This is a genomic window from [Clostridium] symbiosum ATCC 14940 (assembly GCF_000466485.1).
Lineage (GTDB): Bacteria > Bacillota > Clostridia > Lachnospirales > Lachnospiraceae > Otoolea > Otoolea symbiosa.
Genome location: NZ_KE992963.1, coordinates 18,444 through 43,048 on the forward strand (window position 1 = coordinate 18,444; position 24,605 = coordinate 43,048).

Consider the following 24,605-nt stretch of genomic DNA (forward strand, 5'->3'; position numbering starts at 1 on the left):
GAATTGGCAGGCCGGAGTGATATTCTCCGGCCTGCCAATTTTTTTTAAGACATTATTATCTATTCTTACACGTATTACAGTCTCTTTAACAGCTCTTCTCTCGCCTTCTCATACCCCGGCTTTCCAAGAAGCGCAAACATGTTGCTCTTGTAGCTCTCGACGCCCGGCTGGTTGAACGGATTAACGCCCAGCAGGTAGCCGCTGACGCCGCAGGCAAACTCAAAGAAGTAGAACATCTGGCCCAGGGAGTATTCATCCTGCTCCGGAATATTTACCTTCAGGTTCGGTACATTGCCGTCCGTGTGGGCAAGAATTGTACCGTTCATCGCGCTCTTATTGACAAAGTCCACATTCTTTCCTGCGAGATAGTTCATACCGTCCGTATCAACCTCTTCCTCTTCCAGAATGATTTCTGCCGGGGATTCCTCCACGTTCAATACGGTCTCAAACATAATTCTGGAACCGTCCTGGATAAACTGGCCCATGGAATGAAGGTCGGTGGTTAAATCAACAGAAGCAGGCATGATACCTCTCTGATCCTTACCCTCACTCTCGCCGTAGAGCTGTTTCCACCACTCAGACACATAGTGGAGGCTCGGCTCATAGTTGGCCACAATCTCAACCATCTTTCCTTTTCTGTGGAGAATGTTTCTGACTGCCGCATATAAGAGCGACGGATTCTCCTCATAAGACGCCTCAAGCGCTTTCTTTCTTCCGCTTGCCGCGCCCTCCATCAATTTATCAATGTCGGCTCCGCTTACAGCGATTGGAAGCAGTCCTACCGCCGTCAGAACCGAGTAGCGTCCGCCCACGTCATCCGGAACTACGAAGGACTCATATCCCTCCTCATTTGCCAGGTTCTTAAGCGCGCCTCTTGCCTTATCCGTCGTCGCATAGATTCTCTTGTTGGCCTCTTCTTTACCGTATTTCTCGATCAGCATCTTCTTGAATACGCGGAATGCAATGGCCGGCTCCGTCGTTGTGCCGGATTTACTGATAATATTGATGGAAAAATCCTTGCCTTCCAGCATATCCTGAAGATCTTTAATATATTTGCTGCTGATGCTGTTGCCCACAAAGTAGATCTCCGGTGTTTTTCTTCTGTCCTTCGGTAAATTATTGTAAAAGCTATGGGATAAGAAATCGATGGCTGCTCTCGCACCGAGGTAAGAACCGCCGATACCTACCACCAGAAGTACATCCGAGTCATTCTGAATTCTCTTTGCCGCTTCTTTGATTCTTGCAAATTCCTCTTTATCGTAATCTACAGGCAGGTCAATCCAGCCCAGGAAGTCATTTCCTGCGCCTGTCCTGTTCACAAGGATGTCCTTCGCAAACAGTACGGTATCCTTTAAATTGTCCAGCTCCTCCTGATTTACAAATCCGGCCGCTTTTGAATAATCGAAGCTTACTTCTCTTCCCATTGTCTTCGTCTCCTTTTCACATGCCTTACGGATACTCTGATGTCTCCATAGGGCTTTGATAAAAACTTGTCTATGTTTTCTTTCTTATTATAACAATGCGGCAGGTATTTATCAACCGGGAAACTGGAAAAATTATGAACCGGTAAAGTGCTTCTTGACTTTACCGTGGTACAATACTACAATTGATGCAATCGGCACGCAGTCCGGGATGTCCGCTATTCCGAACGGGCCGGTGATGCTTTGAGGGGAGCATGTGAATATGAGGAGGATAAGTTATGTCGTATGTCGATGAAGTTTACAGTAAAACCGTGGAAGATAACCCCGGTGAATATGAATTCCACCAGGCTGTAAAAGAGATTCTGGATTCTCTTAAGCTCGTTATTGATTCGGATGAAAAGAAATACCGGGATGCATCTCTGCTGGAGCGCCTGATTGAACCGGAACGTATTATTTCCTTCCGGGTTCCCTGGGTTGACGACAGCGGGCATCTTCAGATAAACAAAGGCTACCGCATTCAGTACAACAGTGCAATCGGTCCCTACAAGGGAGGACTCCGCTTCCACTCCTCGGTAAACCTGAATCTCTTAAAATTTCTGGGATTTGAACAGACCTTCAAGAATGCTTTGACCGGCCTTCCCATCGGAGGCGCTAAGGGAGGCTCTAATTTTGACCGCAAGGGGAAATCCGAACGCGAAATTATGGCCTTCTGCCAGAGCTTCATGTCGGAGCTATTCAAATATATCGGGGACGATCTGGATATCCCGGCAGGCGATATCGGGGCCGGCTCCCGGGAAATCGGCTTTCTCTTCGGACAGTATAAAAGACTGGCCGGGCTCCACTGCGGCGCCCTGACAGGAAAAGGCCCCTCTTTCGGAGGTTCCCCGATCCGTACCCAGGCAACGGGATACGGACTCGTCTATATGCTGGAAAATATGCTGCGCCGGCATGGAAAGGGACTGGACGGCAAAGTCGTCGTTATCTCGGGCGCAGGCAGCGTAGCCGTACATACCATTGAAAAAATACAGCAATTCGGGGCAAAAGTCGTAACTCTGAGCGATTCGAACGGTTATATCTACGACAAGGACGGAATCCGTCTCGATGTGGTAAAGCAGATCAAAGAAGTGCGCCGGGGACGCATTAAAGAATACCTGGATGAAGTTCCAACTGCCGTTTATGAGGAAAATAAACGTATCTGGAATATCCCATGCCACATTGCCCTTCCCTGCGCGACACAGAATGAGCTGAATTTGCAGGATGCCAGAACCCTGGCCGCAAATGGCTGCATCGCCGTGGTTGAAGGCGCCAACATGCCCTGTAACCGGGAGGCAACCGACTTCCTGCTTGGCAGCAATCTCCTGTTTATGCCGGGTAAAGCGGCCAACGGCGGGGGCGTAGCCGTCTCGACACTGGAAATGCGCCAGAACAGCATGCGGATGAGCTGGACCTTTGATGAGGTGGACGAACAGCTCCACAAGATTATGGCTGAGATTTACGAGAAAACATCCGATGCCGCGGAGCGCTACGGTGTAAAAGGCAATTTTGTGGCCGGCGCCAATATTGCGGCATTTGAAAAGATTGCGGATGCGATGATGTCGCAGGGGTTTGTGTAAACACCTGGGTTAATCCCATATTATTTAGGAACAAAAGCAGAAAGCGGAAAAAGGTATTGTTTCCGCTCAAACAATACCTTTTTCCGCTCAAAATTATGTAAACAATTTTCAATTGGCGCCCCGAAGGCTTCTTATGTAACATCTATAATAAAGTTATTTTCCGATTCATTCTTTTTCAGCTTCCGGTAAAATACTGTCTCATGATTTCACCGATAATCTTCATTTCGTCGCCATTCAGGTTTTTCATCCAGTCCTTATCATCGCGGCCCTTCTCCTTGCTGGCGGCAATCTGATCCAGGCTGTGCTTCAGATAGTCAATATCCCGCCGGACCGTATTATCTCCGTCCCGGTTCCTGGACGGACCGTCAATTTCACTGTCCCGGTTCCTTCCGCGCAGAGGCAGCGTGTCCGCTCTCGACGCGGCTGTCTTGTCCACGGCAGAACCCTCCTCCTCGTCGGGCCGCATATCGTCTTCTTTCATATTACGGACCGTCCTGAGCAGTTCCTCCGCTTTGGAGTTTCTGTTTCTTATATTTCTTGGAGACAGCTGACGCGGTTCTTCTTCACGCACCAGGCCGTCTTTGATTTCATTCTCACGGCTGAGCCGCTCTCTTCCTGCTATTCCCGCAACCGCACGGGCCTGTCCCGCCGTTTCCCGCGTGGAATTCTCTCTGGCAGCTCTGACAAATACTGAATTATCCACATATTCCAATAATACGGTTTCCAGCTTCTGCTGTTTCTGGGTGATGTTAAAGCTGCTGTCCATAAAAGTGAGGAACAGGCCGCTGAGCGCACCAATCGATGCATACAGGACAATATAATAGGAATCCAGCCTGTACCAATAAGACATAAAGGAACCAAATCCTCCCGCCAGAAGGCTCAGGATCGTCATCTGTAAAGACAGATTGTTCCAACTGTCCAGTGAAACATGCATAAACCGAAACCCATACAGGTGCTTGTCCAGATACGCCTGGGTATTGACGATATTCTGGTTTAGACGATACGCATTTTCCAATTTCTGCTTTAGTACCTTTAAATTCTTGTTCTTGGTCATTGCCATGTTGTCAGTTTCTTTTAATAATCTTTTGTAGAGGCTCCGTGTGATTAATTTGCTGACGATTCCTATAATTCCTATTGCCGCCAACACGGATAATGCTTTTCCGGTTTGTAAAAATTCCAGCATAAAAAAGCTCCCCTTTCTTCTCCAGATTGTTCCAGATGACATTTATTATAGCCGCCCGTCCCTGGTTTGGGAAGATGAGAATGGGAAAAATCGATCGTCAAATATAGCCACAATTCGATTATCAGGTTAAAAAAGCAGTCATATCTAAACCTCAGGCGCCGATGCTCAGGCCCTGGAAACCATTTCCAGAAGGAGCCGGACGGAGTGCTTAATTGCCTGTTCTTCAAATACGGCGTAATCCATACCTGCGCTGTCGTCCGCTTTATCAGAAATCGCTCTGATTACCAGGTACGGGATCCCGTTAAGATATGCCGCCTGGGCAATTGCGGCCCCTTCCATCTCCGTACAGCTTGCACCGAACGTCTCAATCAGCCATTTCTTTTTATCTTTATCGGAAATAAACTGATCTCCGCTCACCACGCGTCCCTTAAATGCCTGAATATCGGGATTAACCCTCTTATTACACTCCATCGCAAGCTCTAAAAGCTTCTCGTCCGCTTGAAACGCAAAGGTATCCACCCTCGGGATCTGCCCTTTCTGATAACCAAACCCGCTGGCATCCATATCATGCTGGACCGCGTCTGTGGAAAGCACAATATCACCGATATTAATTTCATTCCGCAGGGAGCCGGCGATACCGGTATTAATTATCGCACTGACGCCGAAACGGTCGGCCAGGATCTGGCTGCACATCCCCGCATTCACCTTGCCGATGCCGGAGCGCACCACCACTGCGTCCCTGCCGCTTAACTTTCCTTCATAAAAATCCATTCCGGCCACCGTTGTGATCGTAACATCCGTCATTTCTTCTTTTATTTTTGCCACTTCCTCGTCCATTGCTCCGATTATTCCAATCATATTTCATTCCTCCATACTTTCTCTGCTTCTTCTATAATATATAATTATAGCCATTTTTGCACAGCTATCTCATCTTGCGCATATCTAGATTATTATAGTGTATTTTTACATTCTTGACAATTCCTTTAGAATAAGGCTATAATCAATTTTTGTATGGCTCATAACAGTTCATGCTGTTTGGATTGTTACGATGGCCCTGAAGCCGTCCGGGCTGTATAGTAACCTTAATATACATATTTTCATACATGTCTGTATGATTTAGAACGTATACAACGCATATTTACAAACGAAGCGGCTGTATGGATTTACAGTTCACAAGTAGTATTATTATTAATTCATTTGGAGGTAGCAACACATGAAGTATAAGACGCAGGGAGTCTGTTCCCGTGAAATCAGCTTTGAAGTAGAAAACAATAAGCTCAAAAATGTAAAATTTGTAGGCGGCTGCGCCGGTAACACCCAGGGCGTGGCCCGTCTGGTGGAGGGCATGGATATCGACGATGTAATCGCCCGTACGGAGGGAATTAACTGCGGTTTCCGCCCAACTTCCTGTCCGGATCAGCTTGCCCGGGCTCTGAAGCAGTATAAAGCAGAACAAGCCGGAAGATAGTAACGTTGTTACTGTTCACACGGTAACGTCCCGCGAGGTGTTTTCGTGCGTTTTCTGCGCGAAAATCCCGGGTTACACGGCGCGAAACTGCGTTTTATGCAGTTTCTGTGCATCGCGAAGCGTGTTATTGTTTACATCATGCCGCTTTTGGCATGGTGTGAACAATAACGCTGTTACTTATATCTTGGGATATTTTATAGTTTTGTAATATATTTTCCCATCTATCCATGGTATAATGGGGCTATCAGAAGGGAGAGATAAAAATGAATGAGAAGACAATGTTTAAATTAACCTATGGTTTGTTCGTCTTGACAGCCAGACAGGGAGAGAAGGACAATGGATGCATCATCAATACCGCAGGCCAGGTAACCGCTGTTCCTAACCGCATCAGCATCGCTGTCAATAAGGCAAACTATACCCATGACATGGTATTGGCTACAAAGAAATTCAATGTCTCCATTTTAAGTGAAGATGCAAAGTTCTCCACATTCCAGAGGTTTGGATTCCAATCAGGAAAAGATGTGAACAAATTCGAAGGATATGATCAGGTTAAACGGGCCGAAAACGGTATTTACTATGTAACAGAGGGGACTAACGGCTATATTTCCGCCACCGTGGAAAGCACGATGGATCTTGGAAGCCACACTCTGTTTATTGCCGCCGTGGATGATATGGACGTTCTGAGCGATGTTCCCTCCACGACATACAACTACTACCAGAGCAATATCAAGCCAAAGCCTGCCGCACCGGCCAGTAAGACCGGAAAGACAATCTGGCGCTGCCGGATCTGCGGATATGAATATGAGGGAGAAGAGCTTCCGGCTGACTTTATCTGCCCGGTCTGCAAGCATCCCGCTTCCGACTTTGAGAAGGTTATTGTGTAAGAATATTACCTGCCTCCGTATTGTTTCCGACAGTGCGGAGGTTTTTCAATTCTGATCACTCATTTTCCTCCCGATCCCGTTCTTTCATCTTAAAACATAACGCCATGAAATCTTTTGCCGGCTTGTTCAGGAATTTATTCTGATGATAGATAATATAGAATTCACGTTTCAATTCCACGCCTTTAACGTAAAACTGAGCCACTTTACCAGCAGCCAGATACTCCTTGGCCGCCTGATAGGAGATGGCCGCGATACCCAGATTTTTCTCCACAGCCTTCAGAATTGCCTGATAGCTTACACTCTGCCACACTGTGCGGAACCGTATTTTATTCATCTGCAGAAGTTCGGTGAGCAGCTTCCGTTCAAAGGAATCACGTTCCCTCATAATAAAACTGCAGTCGTCCATCTGCTCCATTTCGATCACGGAACCGGCCCAGGGATGCTCCCCGGCGCAGATAAAAACGAGGGAATTATCCATGAAAAGCTCACTCTTTATAAAATGGTTAAATACCGGGCCTTCAATAAGCGCAAAATCCAGCTTGCTGTTTAGTATGAGCTGCTCAATTCTGGCCGAATTGTCAACAGTCACCTCTATTTCGATGCCCGGACAGCTATTATGAAACGCCTTCACACATTGGGGAAGAAAATTGTTGCCGATTGTGACGTTACTGCCGATTCTCAGGGAACCGAGTGAATCCCAGTTCTTAATTTCAAATTCCATCTCATCAAACAGAATGACTATCTGCCTGGAATATTCCAGAAATCGCCGGCCTGCCTCCGTGATACGGAGACGGTTTGAGATGCGGTCAAATAGTTTCTGTCCATAATAATGCTCCAGCTCCGCAATGGCAAAGCTGACTGCCGGCTGTGCAATATACAGTTCTTTTGCCGCCGCAGTCGTACTTCCGGTATCGCAAACAGCTATAAATATCTTGATATGTCTCAACGTCATATAGTTCTCCCCAATCCTCTAAACCTGATTCTATCACATTTTCCTTGATAGTTAGTATACGGATTCCATATAGTCTGTATACTTTTATATTATTTTACATATAGTCCGTCAAGATATACAATATTTTCATAATTTACCACCTTCAAAAAGGAGACCGGCATGGATATTGTAAGTCTGGCTAATGAACTAGAAGATTATATTATTGGACAGCGACGCTATTTTCACCGCTTTCCCGAGCCTGCATGGGAGGAAGTGCAGACGACGCTGGCCATTGAACGCCAGCTTGAGGAAATGGGGCTGGAACCTTTGCGCTTTGATGACATTTCCGGCGTCTATTCCTATATACGGGGTAAAAAAGCAGGCAAAAACGCAAAGACCATCCTGCTGAGAGCCGATATTGACGGTGTATCTGTCCAGGAAAAAACCGGCCTTGCCTTCTCCAGTGAAAATGCCGGCATGATGCATGCATGCGGACGTGACTGCCATATAGCAATGCTGCTCGGTGCAGCAAAACTCTTAAAAAACATGGAAAATTCCCTGGCCGGTCATGTGAAGCTTTTTTTCCAGGCCGCAGAGGAAAGCGCCGAATCTTCCCAGGAGTATATCAGAAGGGGCTTTCTGCAGGATGTGGACGCAGTCTGCGGAGCCCATGTCTACGGGGGGCTCGAAGCTCCCTACATCGATATTTCACCGGGATACAGGATGGCCAGTGCAGATAAATTCGATATAGAAATCACGGGACTGGCCGCTCACGGCAGCCTTCCGCATACGGGCAGGGATGCACTGGTCGCAGCCGCAGCCATAATCAGCAGCCTGCAGACCTATGTTTCCAGAAACAATGATCCTCTGAATCCTCTTGTCATTACTATCGGAACAATCCGCGGAGGCTCCCAGAGGAATATCATAGCGGGCAGGGTTAAAATGGAAGGCACCGTCCGGATGCATTCTGCCGAAAGGAGAAAGTTTATCGAAAGCGGCATGCAGAAAATCATAGCCGGAACAGCGGAAGCATTCGGCTGTGAAGCGGTTCTGTCTTATCAGTACATGCTGCCGCCTCTGTATAATTCTCCCGGACTGAGCGCGATTGCCGGAAACGCAATCCGAAAGCTTTTCGGCGATAATATCCGCCGGGACATGCCTCCGGTCATGGCAAGTGAAGATTTTGCCTGTCTTACGGAAAATATCCCCGGACTGTATATCAATCTCGGATGCGCCAATAAGCTGCTCGGTTTCACGGAAAACAACTACAGCAGCCGGTTTATGGTGGATGAAAGTGTATTAAAAAACGGTTCAGCCCTTTCTGCACAAATAGCTGCCGATTATTTAGGAGGAAACGAATGGCCAAAAGACTGAAATATTTTAATGAAGTGCAGATTATGCGAAACAACATGGAGCTTGTGAAGGATACGAACGGCAGTGTCAGCGTAACGCCCGAAGAAGTGACAGTCCAAGACAGGGGGACCTTTGTCATCACCTACACCGTCGGGGACGATCCCATCCATATCGGAGGCGTTCTGCGTTTCACCATCCCCTTTGGGTTTACAAAGCCCCAGATATCCATGCCGATTTTTCCAGGATATGTGACTGCAAAAACCACGAGAGCAAACGCCTCAGTAAAAACCTTTATCGTAGAGAATGACTGGTGGAAGCGTGGGCCTGACCGCACCAAGACAGAGAATGTATCCGAGCACGTCGGCTCCCATGTATGGGTCCGGATACTGGGGCATGGACTCACAAAGGGGGATCAGGTTATCCTCACCTACGGCGATACCTCATACGCCGCCCAGGCAGCCGCCGGATACTGCCGGACTACAGGGCCGGTCCAGTTTGATGTGGCGACGGATCAGAAGGGTACGCTTGAAGCGCCTTACAGCGGTTATTATCTTACCTCAAATCCGCCAATCGTGATGGTTCAACCGAAACCGGCCTCCTTTTTTGAAATTTTTATCCCCTCGGATTTGAAAACCGGAGTTGAGGCGGAGTGTACGGTTATTGCCGTGGATCCCTGCCACAACCTGGCCGAATCCCACACCGGGAGACTGCAGTGCTGGCTTGAAGGCGGTATGTCCGAAACCACTCTTATCTATGACGGTCAGTTTGAAGCGGACGACTGCGGAATAAAGAAGATACGTTTCATACCTCAGACAGAAGGTACTCTGAGCATCCGGGCCGGGGATGAAAGCGGCTGTCTGTCCGGAGTGAGCAATCCAGGTATCTGCCGCAGGGAGGAATGCGCTGTCAGGCATTATTGGGGAGACCTACACGGCCATACAGGCATCCAGTGGGGACGCGGCAGCGGTCGGTCTTATTATGAATTTGCCCGGGAAGCTGCCGCCATAGATTTCTGTGCCCTGACGGATCCGGATGCAGGAAGATACACCAACGATAATAAAACAGCCCGCCTCTCATTGAGCTGTTATATGACGGAGCGTCAGTGGAAAGAGATACAGGAGGTCAACAAGGCCTTTTATGAGGAAGGCCGGTTTGTTCCCATACTCGGCTATGAGTATCATAATGATGCTCCGAACCCGGAGTTCGGAGGAGATCGGAATGTTTATTATGAGTCTTATGATGAACCTATCCGGCGCTGTGTCGATGAGGGAAGCTTCTGCCCGGAAGAACTGTGGGTCCAGCTAAAGGAACAAAAGGTGAGAGCCATTACGGTTCCCCACCACACTGCCAAAGAGGTCATGCTGGGAAGCTGGGAAATCCATGACGAGGAAATCCAGCGTCTGGCGGAAATCTATTCCTGCTGGGGCAGCTCCGAATGCGAGGGATGCGAACGTCCGATTATCGGAGGTTCCGTCTACGAGAACCATTCGATCCAGTATGCGCTGAACAAGGGGTACCGCCTCGGTTTTGTGACCGGCAGCGATACGCACGCAGGAAACCCCGGCTATGCCCACTGGGTATTTTCGGCGGAGTTAGAAAGCTACCGGGGAGGATTAACCTGTATTATGGCAGACCGCCTTGATAAACACAGCCTGTTCGAGGCGCTGTGGAACAGGCGGGTATATGCGACGACCGGTGAGCGCATTATTCTGGATTTTACGGTTAACGGCGCCTGCATGGGACAGGAGATATCCCTGTCGGACAACCGGGTGCGGACGCTCCATGTAAAAGTAACCGGTACCGGGGAGATTGAATCGGTTGAAATTATTTCAATGGGGCATACAATTTACAGAAAAGGGGGGTGCGGGAAGGAAATGGAATTTGACTGGCAGGATGAGAGCCTGCCGGAGGCCGGATGGCTTTATTACTACGTTCGTGTAATCCAGAAGGACAAGGCTATTGCGTGGTCCAGTCCAATCTGGGTGAGCTGATAAGGGGGAGCATACCATGGAAAGTGAGAGAAAAAAGAAAACTGAGGGGATTCAGAAACAGGAAGGAACCGTGAAACCAGAAAGGACGGAAGGCCGGGAGGTGATGGAGAGGCATCTCTTATCCTCCTCCAAATCATTGCTTGTAATGGCGGTATCCCTGGCAATCCTGCTGTACTGTGTTGCCATCTTAAAAGTAAATCCCGGTGTAAGCCTGATTCTTTCGGCGTTGTCCGCCGTCTATCTGGGCATGGCTTTCGGCTGTCCCTGGAAACAATTCGAAAATGACATCGGGGACACCTTTAAAACCATGTTTATGGGCATGCTGATTATGATGTTTGTGGGCATTCTGATCGGCTCCTGGATGGTGTCGGGAACCGTTCCGCTGATGATGTATTATGGCTTAAAGCTGCTCCCGGCTCCTATCTTCCTGGCAGCCAGCTGTCTGCTCTGCTGCCTGATGTCCCTGATGACCGGCACCTCATGGGGAACCATGGGAACCGTGGGCGTTGCCCTGATCGGCGTGGCGGAGGGGCTGGGAATCCCTGTAGCCTATGCGGCCGGCTCCATCGTGGTGGGCGCCATCTTCGGCGACAAACTCTCGCCGCTTTCGGATACGACAATCATGGCTCCCTATGTCTCAGGGGTGGATATTATCGACCATATCAAATCCATGCTGTATACGACCGTTCCGTGCCTGGTTATTTCATTGATTCTCTATGCGGTACTGGGTATGAAATTCCAGGGAGGACATATTGACAGCCAGGCTTACAGTCAGATTCTTAGCACCCTTGAAGGGACTTTCAACTTAAATCCCATACTGCTGCTGCCTCCCGTTGTTGTACTCGTTCTAATCTTCATGCGCAAGCCGACGATCCCGGTCTTTGGAATCGGGATACTCCTGGCAGCGGTACTTGCCGTCGCCGTCCAGGGAAAGGGAATCAAAGAAGTTCTGTCTGCCATGACAAGCGGACTCGGTATCTCCACCGATATGGCGCTGGTCGACTCCATGATCAACCGCGGAGGCCTGCTGAGCATGATGCCGTCCGTAGCCCTGATCATCGGCGCAGCCGTGTTCAGCTCGGCCCTGAAGGCCACGGGCGTGTTCCAGATGTTCCTGGACGCCATCCAGAAGTACGCGACCGGACGCAAGTCGCTGCTGGGATTCAGTTACCTCCTTCACCTTATCCTGGCATCCTTTACGGGCGTCTATCTGGTAACCTTCTCCATCGTCGGTCCTATCCTCGGCCCAATGTTTGACAAGTATGATCTTGACAGGAAGAATCTCTCCAGAATGCTGGAGGACACAGGAACCGCATTTTCCCCGATTGTACCATGGAGCAATATCTCCATTTTTATCCTGGGCACGCTGGGAGTCAGTTCCTTCCAATACGTTTTATATGCGCCGATCACTTATCTGGGCGTTGTATTTGCTGCTATCTACATAATAACAGGGTTTGGGATATTCAACAGGAAAGGCGAGATGCTGATTAAGGAAAAGAAATGATTCATTACCGGCCCGGAGAACGCTTTCAATACGAAAGGCGTTTTCCGGGCCGGTTGTTCTGACTAGAACCGCTCATATTTTTGAAGGAGATTGTTCAATCTATCAGTTATTAGCAATTTAAGTTTTGCAGGTTCTACTTTGAGTAAGTTATCGCCATAGTGAATAAAATAATCAGCAATAAAGTTTTGTTCGTCCCTATTGTAAAATCCCTTAATAACATGGCACCCCATTTCCGAACATAATTGCATGGAAGGATAATGCTCTTTGTAAAATAAGTCTACTCCTTTCTCTGAAACCGTAACTTGAAATTCAGTAGCAGAGCCGTCTTTATATAGCTTATCCGCCGGACGCTTAAACTCTTCTATTGGCTTACCCTTAAATAGGGCAGTAGCATTGACAGATTGGATTCTGTCACATCTAAAAACCTGGATTTTTTCGGTTTCAAAATTATAGGCGGTTCCGTACCATTGTCCAAACGCCGAAGAAATGTCAAAAAATTGTACCGTATATTCATGGATATCTTGTTTTTTGTATTCAATAATGCATGGACTTTCTTTAATTGCCATTTTTAATATATCTTTTAGACATGTACTTGAATTTGAGTGCTCAACAGTGTTTAGCCGGAAAACAGTCTCCATCTTATGCAAAGCGTGAATTTGTTCTTCTGATAGACATTTCTCAAATTTTAGTTTTAACTTTTCTACACTTAGATGAAATGGCGTGGACTGATATGCGCTTAATGTAAGCATGGCAAAATAAAGTGAATACACTTCATCAATGGTAAACACAATGGGAGATAAGAGCCGGTTAGGCAATATTTTATAAGAGCCATTTCTACCAGACTTTGAGTATATTGGCATACCTAATTCTTCCAACGACTTTATATCTCTAATAGCAGAGCTTCGAGATATATGGTATCTCTCCATAATATCCTTGATGTTAAAAGAGTTTTTATTGTTCAAAAACATCATCATATCATTAAGACGTTCAGATTTTTTCATTAGTTTTCTCCATTTCTATAAAAGGTGTCACATTTTGACACCTTTATCTATTATACTATATCTAAATCATAAATCAATGGAGGCGAACAGAAATGAGAACAAGAGATGAATTTTTTAGGATAATGGAACAGCAGACAGAAATAGCCCTTGCCACAAGTGCAGACAATGTACCGAATGTGCGAATTGTAAATTTTTATTTTGACCCTCAGAGTAAGATTTTATATTTCTCAACATTTAAGGGTAACAATAAAGTAAAGGAAATGAAAATAAATTCCAGTGTTGCTTTTACCACCATTCCACATACAGGGAATGAACATATAAAAGCAAAGGGTATTGCTCAAAAGAGTGAGCGGACAATTTTTGACCTCGCAGACTTCTTTATCAAAAAAGTGCCAGATTACAAAGACACCATAGAGCATGTGGGAAAATCTCTAGTGCTATATGAAATTAAATTTGATTCTGCAACAGTTACGCTTGATTTAAACAATATCAAGAAAGTCAAGATATAATCGGCAGTTATATAAAGTAGCAAAGCCAGCCGAGCCGGTCAGCGTCAAGGAAAAGGGCCCTGAAAATCCAGAGCCCTTTCATTATAATTACAGTTGTGCAATGCACTCGACTTCTACCAGACCGCCAAGCGGCAGCTTGGCCACCTGGACACAGGATCTTGCCGGAAAATCACCCCCGAAATAAGACTCATAAATCTTATTAACCGCTGCAAAATCGTTCATATCCGTCAGGAAAATCGTAGTCTTAACAATCTTTGTATAGTCTGTTCCCGCCTGCCTGAGGATGGCTCCCAGGTTCTTCATGGAGCAGTGCGCCTGAGCCTCTACACCGTCGGCCAGCCCGCCTGCGGCAGTGTCAATTCCAAGCTGCCCCGACACGTAAACCATCCCGTTTGATCTCACTGCCTGCACATAAGGCCCAACCGCCTTTGGCGCATTTTCTGTAAAAATGATTTCTCTTGCCATTTATCTGATTACCTCTTTTCCTTTTTTCCGAAGTACCGCTCCGTTTCTCTTACCGGTGTGTTTTCCGTTCTCAACCGTCAGCTCGCCGCCGATAATCACATATTCAATTCCCTCCGGATACTGAACCGGATCCACGAAGGTTCCTTTATCAATGACAGTATCAGGATTGAAAATACACAGATCGGCGCAGTACCCTGCCTTCACTTCGCCTCTGCCCGTCATATTAAATGTCACAGCCGGTTTCTTCGTCATCTTGTAAACGGCTTCCTCCAGTGTCAGAGCCTTCTCTTCCCTTACATACTTTCCGAGAATTCTCGGAAATGCGCCGTATACGCGGGGATGCGGCTTGCCGCCCAGCAGTCCGTCGGTACATGCGTTCATCTCCGGCCGTTTCATGATACGGATTACGTGTTCCTCCGTTCCGTAGAAATCCACCATGCCTACCGCATTCTCCTCCTCAAAGAGAAGGTCGAATGTGGCCTCATACGGATCTTTTCCTCGCAGTTTACCCAATTCAATGAGGTTTAACCCGATTGCGTCCTGGTTCTTTTCGGTCTTCACGCTTGTCACAAATATCTGGTCAAGCCCGGCAAATTCCACAAAGTTGTCCCATCCCGGAATACCATGCTCGATATCATAAACCATCTTTTTTCTCAGCTCCGGATCAGCCAGACGCTCCAGCACTTTATCTGTGCCTCCGTCATGCACCCATGGAGGAAGGATTACACCCAGCATCGTGCTTCCGGCCACATATGGGTACTGGTCGAAGGAAACACGGATGCCCTCCTTCTTAGCCTCTTCCAGAAGCTCGATAACCTTATCAACCTTATCCCAGTTCTTTTTACCGCATACCTTGAAATGGGAGTAGTGAATCCTTACGCCCGACTCACGGCCGATTTTAATAACTTCTTCCATAGAATCGAGGATGGTATCTGCCTCACTTCTCTGGTGGATGACAAAAAGCCCGTCGTACTCTGCCACCACCTTACACATCTCAATGATTTCCCTGGACTCGGAATATGCACAGGGCATATAAATCAGGCCCGTTGATAATCCTACGGCTCCGGCCTCCATCTCCCGTCTTGTGACAGCACACATTCTCTCCAGCTCTTCATCGTTTGGAAGACGGTTTTCGAGACCCATCGCCTCCATTCTGATATTGCCGTGCGGCACGAGATAACATTCATTCAGTCCCGGTTTTACGTCGTCGATCATCTGAAGATAATTCTCAGTGGTCTCATAATTCCAGTCAATCAGGTCGCTGTCACCGTCCAGTCCCGCCAGATTCTTTCTCCACGGGCTGACATATTCTTTTGGAAGAGGCGCCATGGAGATACCGTCCTGTCCGAGAATCTCGGTTGTGATTCCCTGCAGTACCTTTGGGGCAACCTCCGGCTCTACCAGAACCTGAAGGTCACTGTGGCTGTGCGTATCGATGAAACCGGGAGCTACAACAAGCCCTTCGGCATTAATGATTTCTGCTCCGTCCTCTTCAATCGTCTCCGCTATCTTCTCAATGATACCGCCGTTTAATAATACATCAGCTTTATATCCCGGATTACCGCTTCCGTCAACGATAAAACCATTTTTAATTAATTTTTTCACTGTTATCACCTCTGTTTTTCCACGTTAGCCGCCATTATTCCCGGAAAGGTATATCCTGTCCCAGCTTTTGATCATATTTTTTCAGAGTAAAGTTTTTCATTAAAATTACGTAGATTACAACACTGATAGCAAGTCCCGCAAAGAAGGAATAATCGCCTGCCAGGAGTGACAGTCCAAACGAAACCACCATAGTGACTACTGAACTCATATTAAAGCCGCGCGTATACTGATACTGGCCTCCCACATTATATAAATCATCCACGTTAAGCGTGCATTTGCGCACCAGGAAATAGTCCGCCAGCATGATACCGATGATTGGCCCTAACAATGTTGAGAAATTTGACTGAATTACTACCAGGAAATCTCCTCCCTGCTGTTTCCACGGCATCATCAGAAGTCCGATAATACCCGAAATGATTGTCGTCATCCAAAACTTGCATTTAGGAAAAATATTTAACAGGATATAAGCCGGAGGCATCAGGTTTGCCGCCGTGTTCGTCGACCACTGGGCAAAGGCAATCGCAATGAAACAGAAGACAAGCACTACCATATTATTTGAGAATAAACTGTATACTACGTTGTTTAAATCCCACTCATGTGTATAGATACCGGCTGCCATACCAACCATCATAGCGATGATACCTACAGCCATCAGCCCCACAAGCTGTCCCAGGATTGCATTTTTATTACGCTTTACAAGGCCCTCATTTTTATAATTATCACTTCGTTTAATCTGTCTTGCCAGATCCGGGCCGTTCAGGGCCATCGTAATCCATCCTCCTGCAATGCCGGAAATGGCAAATGCCATGGAATAATTACCTGCCGCCTGCACTCCCATGATATCGGGAATCGACACTCCATATTTACTGCACACCGTCACTACTATCGCCGCAAACATAATTCCCAGCATCGGAACCGCAATCCAGTCAAATTTTGCCATTGCCTCCATTCCGAACAGGGCGTTAATAATCTGAAATGCAGCAAACAGAATCAGCATCAATGTTACATTGTTAAATGACGGGAACATAATTCCCATAATCATATTTAACGCATTGGCTCCAACCCACGTCTGGAATCCAAACCAGTAAAAACACGGAACACAGCGGACAAGTCCTGCAAAGAAGGAACCTTTATATCCAAATGCCGCCCTGCTGTATACAGCGAACGGAACACCGTATTTAGTTCCGATATCACCGGCTAAAACAGTCAGGAACGTAACAAGGCCGTAGCCCAGAAATACCACAAGTACCAGCATCCAGGGTGATAATCCGTCGCCGCCGTTAAAATACTGGGCTCCCAGGCTGAATGCTACGATATTGATGGTCATGCCTGCCCAAAGTATTGTATAATCCCACAGGGATAAATTCCGTTCGCTGTCCTTGGTCGGGAGCAGTTCCGGGCTCCTTAAACTGAGTGACTTTTCATTCTGCATAAAATAACCTCCACCTCTTTGTCTTGTGTAATAACTATCAGTTCAACCCATACCGCTCCAGATAATCCGGATTAATCTTTCTCTTGATAAATTCTCCTTTGCCTTTTTCCCCTTTGAATTCGCCGTCTTCCACAATTACATCGCCCTTTGCAATCGTCATCACCGGATAGCCCTTAACCTGGAATCCGTCATGCAGGCAATAGCTGATGTTATTATGCAGGACCTCTTTTGACAGCGTAACCTCTTTATCCATATCAACTATGACGATGTCCGCATCGGAACCTGGCGCTATCACGCCTTTCTGAGGATAGCAGCCATAGATCTTTGCTATATTGGTACTTGTAAGCTCACATACCTTGTTTATGGAAATACGCCCTTTTGACACATCCTCGGAGAGCATCAGCGGGAGTCTTATTTCAATGCCGCTCATTCCGTTTACCACTTTGGTGAAATCCTGCTTCCAGGTTCCGTCCGGATTCTTTTCGAGGAACAGGGATTTTTCATCCACGTCAAATGTGCAGTCATCGGAACCGGTCAGCAGGATAGTGCCGTCCTTCAGGCCCTCCCATAATTCCTCCGCCTCCTTTGGCGTCCGCAGCGGCGGTGAACAGATAGCCAGATGACCGTTCTCGCCTTTATACAAATCATCAAATAAAGTGAGGTAGTGAGGTCCTGTTTCCACATACAGGGGTAGTCCCTTTCCGTGCGCCCGTCTGGCCGTATTTAACGCCTCTCCGTTTGTCGTATGTACAACCAGCAAAGCATTTCCTACATATTCCTGGAAATAAACGGCCCTGGCAAATGCCTCCGCCTCGCAAAGCACCGGTTTGCATTTTGCAAAATTAACCCAGCTCAGATCGTTTTCTTCCATACACTTTTCAATATTCGTCTCCGCAATTGCATTGCTCTCGCAGTGAACCATAGGAAGGCCGTTGACGGATTTTGCTTTTTCAAATACTTTCAGCATCGTCTCATCATCACTCATTACGCCTTCTTTTTTATAGGTCATAAACATTTTGAATGTCGGTATGCCGTATTCAGCCATCTTTTCGATGTCGGCAATCGCCTCCGGCGTGGATTCCACAAATTTACCGTGTACGCTGTAGTCAATTGCCGATTCTTCCATCTCCTCTGCTCTTGCCAGCGCTTGTGTATATGGGGAATCCCCTTTTCCCATATTGGCAAAATCCATAAACATTGTTACTCCGCCGTGTGCTGCGCTGACGCTCTGCTCGTAAAAGCTGTTGGCGCCCAGACATCCCTGGAACGGAGCCTGGCAGTGCATATGAGCCTCGATAACACCCGGGAGAATATATTTTCCCTCCGCATCTATAACTCTTTTTCCCTCGGACCCGCTATAGGTGCCTAACCCGGCAATCTTTTTTCCGCTGACGGCAATATCACATTTTACTGTCGAAGACGGTGAAACTACATACCCATTTTTGATAATTAAATCATACATATAAAAACCTCCTCTAAGTTTTCAGCGGCGGTTAAACTGCCGCCGTCCAAATTATTTTAACAGCGCTTCCATAACCCCATAGTAGCACTCTGTTACTTTTGTCAACTGTTCGATTTCCACATACTCATTCAGCGTGTGGGCCAGGTTTTCTCTGGACGGCCCAAGTCCGAAGGTCTTGATTTTTGCTTCACCCGCGTAATGGCTGCCGTTTGTGCAGAAGTTGTACTGGGTAATTTCGGGAGTAAACCCTTTTTCCGTCAGCTTTGTATAAACAGCCTGAACAAAGTCGTCATCCTTGTCATATAACCAGCCCGGGAAGAACCGCTCCCCTTCTATCTCATTGCCGGTATGGCATCTCTCCCTGCCTACCGCATAGGATGCCTTTACCTTAAGCTCCGGATCTTCTGCCATCAGTTTTTCCAGCAGCCCGTTAATCGGCTCCAGCACGCTCTCCTTTGTCTCTCCTACCAGAAGACGCCTGTCATATGTGGCCCGGCAGTATTCCGGCACAACGGATGCTCCAGGATAAGGGGCTGATTTAATGTCGGTCAGTTCCAGGATTCCGTCACCTAATACGGGATGATGGGTGGGAACCAGGGTACGGATTGCCCCGATTACTTTTGCCATCTTATACACGGCATTGATTCCTTTTTCCGGATTCGCAGAGTGACACGGTTTTCCAAAGGTCTCAATTACGATTTCGGCTCTTCCTCTCTGGCCTATTTTCAAGTTAAGCTGGGAAGCTTCTCCGATTACCACGTAATCCGGCCGGACATTCTTACTGATTTCCCTTGCCGCAACACCTTCAAAACATTCCTCATGCACCACGCCCGCCACATAAATCTCACCGGCAAAATCTTTTCCCGTATCCTTTGCGTAATTGGATGCCGCACAGGTCATTGCCGCTACGGCTCCCTTCATATCGCTGGTTCCTCTGCCGTAGATTTTGCCGTCATGGATTTCTGCCGCAAAGGGAGGATAAAGCCACTCAGCTTCCTCTGTTACCGGAACCGTATCGATATGTCCGTCAAATAAAACTTTTTTTCCCGGTCTGTTTCCTTTGATGCAGCCAATAATATTACCGTATTTATCAACCGTTACCTCATCAAAGCCCATCTGTTTCATGTTTTCCGAAAGAACGCCGACCACTCCGCTCTCCTCTCCGGAATAGCTTTTCTGCTGAATCAGCTTCTGACACAGTGAAATCACCTGTTCTTCTCTCTCTTTTTCCATTTTCCCATCCTCCTTAACTGAAACCTTTGTCAATTTCTCTGATACGCTCCGTCCCAAACGATAGATTTATAATTTTCCTTGTCTGTGTCTCCCTCCGTACTGAAAAACAGCACTTTGGAATTTTCATCCAGCTTCAATTTATTCTTAAGCTCCACCAGCGTTTTATCCCTCATAATCTCGGCAATACAGCCAAATGCCGATGCCCCGCTTTCACCGGAAACCACCTTTGTATCTCCTGCCTCCGGATTTCCAAGCACTCTCATTCCCTGGGCTGCCGCATAGTCGGGGCAGGAAATGAAGTTGTCGGCATAGTCCCTCAAAACATTCCACCCGATGCTGCATGGTTCTCCACAGGCCAGGCCCGCCATAATGGTATCCATATCGCCGGTTACAAAATGAAGTTTCCCGTCGGCTGCCTCCGCCGTCTTGTAAATACAGTCTGCCTTATTAGGCTCTACAATCGTTATTATAGGGCGATCCCCGCCATACACGGAAGCGAAGAATCCGGCCACTGCCCCGGCCATGGAACCGACTCCGGCCTGGAGGAAAATATGAGTCGGCTTCTCAGGAAGCTGCATGTACGCTTCATATCCCATCGTTCCGTATCCCTGCATGATCCAACCGGGAATATCCTCATATCCCTCCCACGCAGTATCCTGAACCATCACCCAGCCCTTCTGTTCCGCCTGGCTGTTGGCAAGCCTGACGGCTTCATCATAGTTGAGGTCGGTGATGGATGCATCTGCGCCCTCTGCCCTGATATTCATCAGGCGTTCTTCGGCGCTGCCCTTCGGCATGTATACCACCGATTTCTGCTGAAGCTGTTTTGCTGTCCAGGCTACTCCCCTGCCGTGGTTGCCGTCAGTCGCAGTGACAAATGTAATGTCGCCAAGCTCCCGTTTAATTTCTCCTGAAACTAATTTCTCATACGGCATCTCTGTGATGCTTTTCCCCAGGCGCTTTGCAAGATAATTGCCAATTGCATAGCTTCCGCCTAGCACCTTAAATGCATTCAGGCCAAACCGGTAGGACTCATCTTTTATGTAGATATTGCCAAGTCCCATTGATTTTGCTGTATGTTTTAACTCAACTAGCGGAGTCTCTTTATATACCGGAAAGCTTGCATGAAAACTTTGTACTTTTTTAGCACTTTCAAGATTCAGGAAATCCAGGTTATACTTCGGGCCTGATTTGCGCTCATACTGAACAACTTTAAATTCCTCTCTCATTGTGATTCTCTCCTTTGGGTTTATTCACCTTTATAATAAGCAAACAGCGTGCCAAATTTAACTCCAAAATGGTGCTGTTTCGACATGAAACTTTATTTTTGTAAACATTACACAAAAGCACTCTCACAAAACCCGTGAAATACGTAACCAGTTTTGTGAATATTTTCAGAAAAAGAAACGCATTAAAATCACTGCTTAGATTTTAATGCGTTTCTTAATCCTGTCCCAGGAATTTTTTTGAAAAACCATTCCTGTTAATTCATATTTTAGTTCTCATAATGAGAATAAATTCTCAAATCGAGAATTGCTTTTTATCAAAATGAGAAATAATTCCAATACGAACCATGTCCTTCCTGAAAAATTCCTGCGGTTCCCCGTATACGTCAAATCCGCTCGGCGAACAGATATCCCGGTTCATCTGCCGGCAGTGCAAAACCTGCAGCCTTTGCTGTTCCGTCACCGTGCCGGGTATATGATATAAATAGTCAATTGCACGGTTTAAACCGGCCACCGGCTTTCTCCCATGGGTTTTTGTCAGCATCGCCGGACCTGCAATATTAAAATATGCATCAATCTGCTCACTGGAATATCCCTCATCACACATACCTTTTTCCACCGCCTCTTCGACAAGCTCCGGAAGGCGCTTCCAGTCGGAAACCGTGATGCCAGCCAAAGCAACGCCAAACCGGTTGTTCGCATTGACCGCTATCATCATATCTCTTCCCTGATAAAGGATCCGGTGGATTTCCCAGCAAAAAAACAGGTCCTCCGGTTCTCCATAGGATTGCTTCGGCAGATTCAGGTACTTCTGCAATGGTATCGTAATCCCAAGCTGCATCGCACATCTCCTTAAGTTTCTTTATTTCCAAAGTTTTGTTGATTTTCTGTAATTTATTTATCTTCCAAGCAATACTGATAGGCAATTCTGGGACTGCCATCCTCCATATAAACAATACCGCACCGCCGGAAGCCGTTCTTCCCAATTAAATGCTGCATTGTGGAGTTATCGTGATGTGTATCAATCCTCAGATTGGAAATCTGATCCCGGCAAAATGCCAGGCAGTTGTCAAAAACTCCTTTTACTGCTCCGTCACCGGCAATCCGGTGAATTGTCCCATACTCTTTATCATTCAGCCACTTTCCATCCTCAATATAAGCATATATGGGATCCGCTCCGATTATAAATGCAAACACACCATGCAAAATTCCGTCTTCTGCCGTAAAGACATATAACTGCTCCTTTTTAATATCCTCCTCCAGAAGCTCTCTGGGCGGGTGGTTCTTGCCCCACTGAGACGGGTTTCCCGTCTCCTCCATATATTTTCTGGCCGTTTCGTAGATTTTCATTATTGCATCTAAATCTTTATCTTTTGCCAGCCGTATCATCTGTACCCTCCATTTTGCGGTATAAAGTTGCCAGTCCAATTCCCAGTTTCTTTGCCGCCTGTTTTTTTCCTTCGGTATTATTGCCGTAAATGCGGATCGCCTTCGCTATCTCAGAGCGTTCCAGTTCCCTGAGAGGTGTCACCATATCCGTGACTACTGTGCCGCTTTCACCCGTTTTCCCGACACCGGGCTGCGGCTCCGATATGTTGGCCGGGAGGGTTCCCATGTTAAGAACACCGTCCTCCTCCATCATATTAATCATAAACTCAACCGTATTTTCCAGTTCCCGGATATTGCCATACCACGGATACTCATAAAGATGTTCCATCGTCTCTTCTGAAATCTTCTGAAGATTTTTCCCAAAAAGGCTGGCATAGCGCTTTGCAAAATAATACACCAGCTCCCTGATATCCTCACGGCGCTCCCTCAACGGTGCAATCTTCAGCGGGATAACATTCAAACGGTAGTATAAATCCTCCCTGAATTTATTATTGTACATCATCTCTTTCAAATCTTTGTTCGTCGCAGCGATAATTCTTACATCAATCGGAATTACCTGGTTGGAACCAATACGGGTTATTTTCCGCTCCTGAATCACCCGCAGCAGCTTGACCTGAAGATACAGGGGCATATCCCCTATCTCATCCAAAAAGATAACCCCTTTGTTAGCCAGTTCAAATTTACCCATCCTGCCATTCGGATCCGCCCCGGTAAACGCCCCTTTGACATAGCCGAAAAGCTCCGATTCCAGAAGAGGCTCCGGTATCGCGCCGCAGTTGATTGCAATAAAGCGGTTATCTCTCCTGTCGCTGGCCTTCCAGATGGCAGTCGCCACCAGTTCTTTTCCTGTTCCGCTCTCGCCTGTAATCAGAACCGTGGAGGTACTCCTGGCAATCTTCTTAATCTCCTCCTGCATCTGCCGGGTTTGAGGACTGGTTCCGATTATATTAAAGGTGCTGAGCGGATTCACCGTATTCGTTATCTCGTAAAAGCGCTCCTGCATCTCTCTGGTACTCTCAAATATCAGTACTTTTGAGTAACGCCTCGGATCCTGGTCCAAATCATAGAGATGTCCCATGACAAAATACTCTTTACCATTCAACAGAATTTTGTACTCATTCTGGCGGCTGAAATTATCTCCCGTCGGTGTAACTACTGCCATCTGCCCTTCCGGCATATCGACTGAAAGCTGCCGTTTAGCCGGTTCGTTTGCCATAGTGACTACATTATCCCCGCCTAAAATCAAAATCCCCTTCTCCACATGATTGATCACGCAGTCCAGAGCGTCAAGCAGAACCGCCCGCTTCTTAGATTCCGTCAGTTCTCCCGCTTTCACCGCAATGAACTCCGCAATCTGTGCCAGCAAATCAAGATACATCTTCTCATTCGAAAGGACGCGCTCTTTCTGCTCCGGGGTACTCCCCACCAGGCCAATAACTCCGATAATCTCCCCTCCCAGCCGGATGGGCATTGAAATCTCTATCTCTTCATTGCAGATATCCATTTTAGGACATTTCTGGCAAAGTCTTTCTTTGCCCGGATTATATATAATTTCCACATTGCCGGTACGAAGCAGATGCTCATAGACATACCCCTCCTGAGCCATATCTTCATTGACATGCTGCTCAAAAATACCTGTTCCGGCTACCCGGAAGAGATTCTCGTCTACTACTTCTACCTCTACCTGCGCAACCTTTGACATGATATCGGCGTATTTCATTACGGTTTCCTGGATTTCTAGGAGGATACTGGGCATGGGGTGCGGGTCCTTTCTGAAGGAATGGTTTTCTGTCTTGTGCCTGTGTTATGGTATATCAAAGCTATAATAACCTTATATTATTTTTAAAGAGACAAATTGTCAATAAACATTTTATTTATGAAATAATCTTAATCTATTATAAAATCATGACCACCCGTCAAACGGGTGGTTTGCTC

General features: G+C 47.0%; 21 protein-coding genes. 7 read left to right on the forward strand and 14 right to left on the reverse strand.

What is annotated here, in order from left to right:
- Positions 1-74: 74 nt before the first annotated feature.
- Complete coding sequence (locus tag CLOSYM_RS15195; RefSeq protein ID WP_021642781.1) at positions 75-1,424, reverse strand: glucose-6-phosphate isomerase; 1,350 nt, start codon at positions 1,422-1,424, stop codon at positions 75-77.
- Between the two features lie 275 nt (positions 1,425-1,699).
- Here CLOSYM_RS15195 and gdhA point away from each other — a divergent pair, with 275 nt between their 5' ends.
- Positions 1,700-3,034: an NADP-specific glutamate dehydrogenase gene (gene gdhA, locus CLOSYM_RS15200; protein WP_021642783.1), complete on the forward strand. Its 1,335-nt coding sequence runs from the start codon at positions 1,700-1,702 to the stop codon at positions 3,032-3,034.
- Between the two features lie 175 nt (positions 3,035-3,209).
- Here the strand turns inward: gdhA and CLOSYM_RS15205 are convergent, their stop codons facing one another.
- Complete coding sequence (locus CLOSYM_RS15205; protein WP_003503248.1) at positions 3,210-4,217, reverse strand: hypothetical protein; 1,008 nt, start codon at positions 4,215-4,217, stop codon at positions 3,210-3,212.
- 165 nt (positions 4,218-4,382) lie between these two features.
- Complete coding sequence (locus CLOSYM_RS15210) at positions 4,383-5,075, reverse strand: 5'-methylthioadenosine/adenosylhomocysteine nucleosidase (protein WP_021642784.1); 693 nt, start codon at positions 5,073-5,075, stop codon at positions 4,383-4,385.
- A 355-nt stretch (positions 5,076-5,430) separates the two neighbouring features.
- Here CLOSYM_RS15210 and CLOSYM_RS15215 point away from each other — a divergent pair, with 355 nt between their 5' ends.
- Entirely contained in the window at positions 5,431-5,685 is a 255-nt protein-coding gene (locus CLOSYM_RS15215) for a TIGR03905 family TSCPD domain-containing protein (RefSeq protein WP_003503243.1), read from the forward strand.
- A gap of 263 nt (positions 5,686-5,948) precedes the next feature.
- Positions 5,949-6,569 carry a flavin reductase gene (locus tag CLOSYM_RS15220; RefSeq protein WP_003503239.1) on the forward strand — a complete coding sequence of 207 codons (621 nt, stop codon included), beginning with the start codon at positions 5,949-5,951 and terminating at the stop codon, positions 6,567-6,569.
- A 55-nt stretch (positions 6,570-6,624) separates the two neighbouring features.
- Here CLOSYM_RS15220 and CLOSYM_RS15225 read toward each other — a convergent pair whose 3' ends face one another.
- Complete coding sequence (locus tag CLOSYM_RS15225) at positions 6,625-7,521, reverse strand: LysR family transcriptional regulator (RefSeq protein WP_021642785.1); 897 nt, start codon at positions 7,519-7,521, stop codon at positions 6,625-6,627.
- A gap of 159 nt (positions 7,522-7,680) precedes the next feature.
- Here CLOSYM_RS15225 and CLOSYM_RS15230 point away from each other — a divergent pair, with 159 nt between their 5' ends.
- Genes CLOSYM_RS15230 through nhaC form a run of 3 tightly spaced genes read left to right on the forward strand, consistent with a single transcriptional unit; the run spans position 7,681 to position 12,348 of the window.
- Positions 7,681-8,874: a M20 metallopeptidase family protein gene (locus tag CLOSYM_RS15230; protein WP_021642786.1), complete on the forward strand. Its 1,194-nt coding sequence runs from the start codon at positions 7,681-7,683 to the stop codon at positions 8,872-8,874.
- Entirely contained in the window at positions 8,859-10,844 is a 1,986-nt protein-coding gene (locus tag CLOSYM_RS15235) for a DUF3604 domain-containing protein (RefSeq protein WP_021642787.1), read from the forward strand. Before CLOSYM_RS15230 ends, CLOSYM_RS15235 begins: the two co-directional genes overlap by 16 nt.
- A gap of 16 nt (positions 10,845-10,860) precedes the next feature.
- Entirely contained in the window at positions 10,861-12,348 is a 1,488-nt protein-coding gene (gene nhaC, locus CLOSYM_RS15240) for a Na+/H+ antiporter NhaC (RefSeq protein WP_021642788.1), read from the forward strand.
- A 62-nt stretch (positions 12,349-12,410) separates the two neighbouring features.
- On the opposite strand, the gene CLOSYM_RS15245 is transcribed toward nhaC, so the two are convergent.
- A complete protein-coding gene (locus CLOSYM_RS15245; protein ID WP_021642789.1) occupies positions 12,411-13,349 on the reverse strand; it encodes a helix-turn-helix transcriptional regulator in 939 nt (312 codons plus the stop codon).
- Between the two features lie 92 nt (positions 13,350-13,441).
- On the opposite strand from CLOSYM_RS15245, the gene CLOSYM_RS15250 reads away from it, so the two are divergent.
- The gene (locus CLOSYM_RS15250; RefSeq protein ID WP_003503228.1) at positions 13,442-13,858 is read left to right on the forward strand and encodes a pyridoxamine 5'-phosphate oxidase family protein; all 417 of its coding nucleotides are present in this window, start codon (positions 13,442-13,444) and stop codon (positions 13,856-13,858) included.
- Between the two features lie 87 nt (positions 13,859-13,945).
- On the opposite strand, the gene CLOSYM_RS15255 is transcribed toward CLOSYM_RS15250, so the two are convergent.
- From CLOSYM_RS15255 to CLOSYM_RS15295, 9 genes are all read right to left on the reverse strand, one after another.
- A complete protein-coding gene (locus CLOSYM_RS15255; protein WP_003503227.1) occupies positions 13,946-14,323 on the reverse strand; it encodes a RidA family protein in 378 nt (125 codons plus the stop codon).
- Positions 14,324-15,928 carry an N-acyl-D-amino-acid deacylase family protein gene (locus tag CLOSYM_RS15260; protein WP_003503225.1) on the reverse strand — a complete coding sequence of 535 codons (1,605 nt, stop codon included), beginning with the start codon at positions 15,926-15,928 and terminating at the stop codon, positions 14,324-14,326.
- Between the two features lie 34 nt (positions 15,929-15,962).
- Complete coding sequence (locus CLOSYM_RS15265; protein WP_021642791.1) at positions 15,963-17,360, reverse strand: cytosine permease; 1,398 nt, start codon at positions 17,358-17,360, stop codon at positions 15,963-15,965.
- A 37-nt stretch (positions 17,361-17,397) separates the two neighbouring features.
- Positions 17,398-18,822 carry a dihydropyrimidinase gene (hydA, locus tag CLOSYM_RS15270; RefSeq protein ID WP_021642792.1) on the reverse strand — a complete coding sequence of 475 codons (1,425 nt, stop codon included), beginning with the start codon at positions 18,820-18,822 and terminating at the stop codon, positions 17,398-17,400.
- Between the two features lie 51 nt (positions 18,823-18,873).
- The gene (locus CLOSYM_RS15275) at positions 18,874-20,055 is read right to left on the reverse strand and encodes a YgeY family selenium metabolism-linked hydrolase (protein WP_044902526.1); all 1,182 of its coding nucleotides are present in this window, start codon (positions 20,053-20,055) and stop codon (positions 18,874-18,876) included.
- Between the two features lie 29 nt (positions 20,056-20,084).
- Positions 20,085-21,284: a diaminopropionate ammonia-lyase gene (dpaL, locus tag CLOSYM_RS15280; protein WP_021642794.1), complete on the reverse strand. Its 1,200-nt coding sequence runs from the start codon at positions 21,282-21,284 to the stop codon at positions 20,085-20,087.
- Positions 21,285-21,576: 292 nt separating this feature from the next.
- On the reverse strand, positions 21,577-22,122 hold the full coding sequence (locus CLOSYM_RS15285) for a DUF6933 domain-containing protein (protein WP_003503216.1): 546 nt from the start codon (positions 22,120-22,122) through the stop codon (positions 21,577-21,579).
- A 53-nt stretch (positions 22,123-22,175) separates the two neighbouring features.
- Positions 22,176-22,670: an acetyltransferase gene (locus CLOSYM_RS15290; protein ID WP_003503214.1), complete on the reverse strand. Its 495-nt coding sequence runs from the start codon at positions 22,668-22,670 to the stop codon at positions 22,176-22,178.
- Complete coding sequence (locus CLOSYM_RS15295; protein WP_021642795.1) at positions 22,648-24,426, reverse strand: sigma-54 interaction domain-containing protein; 1,779 nt, start codon at positions 24,424-24,426, stop codon at positions 22,648-22,650. The genes CLOSYM_RS15290 and CLOSYM_RS15295 overlap by 23 nt, the downstream gene beginning before the upstream one ends.
- Positions 24,427-24,605: the final 179 nt, after the last annotated feature.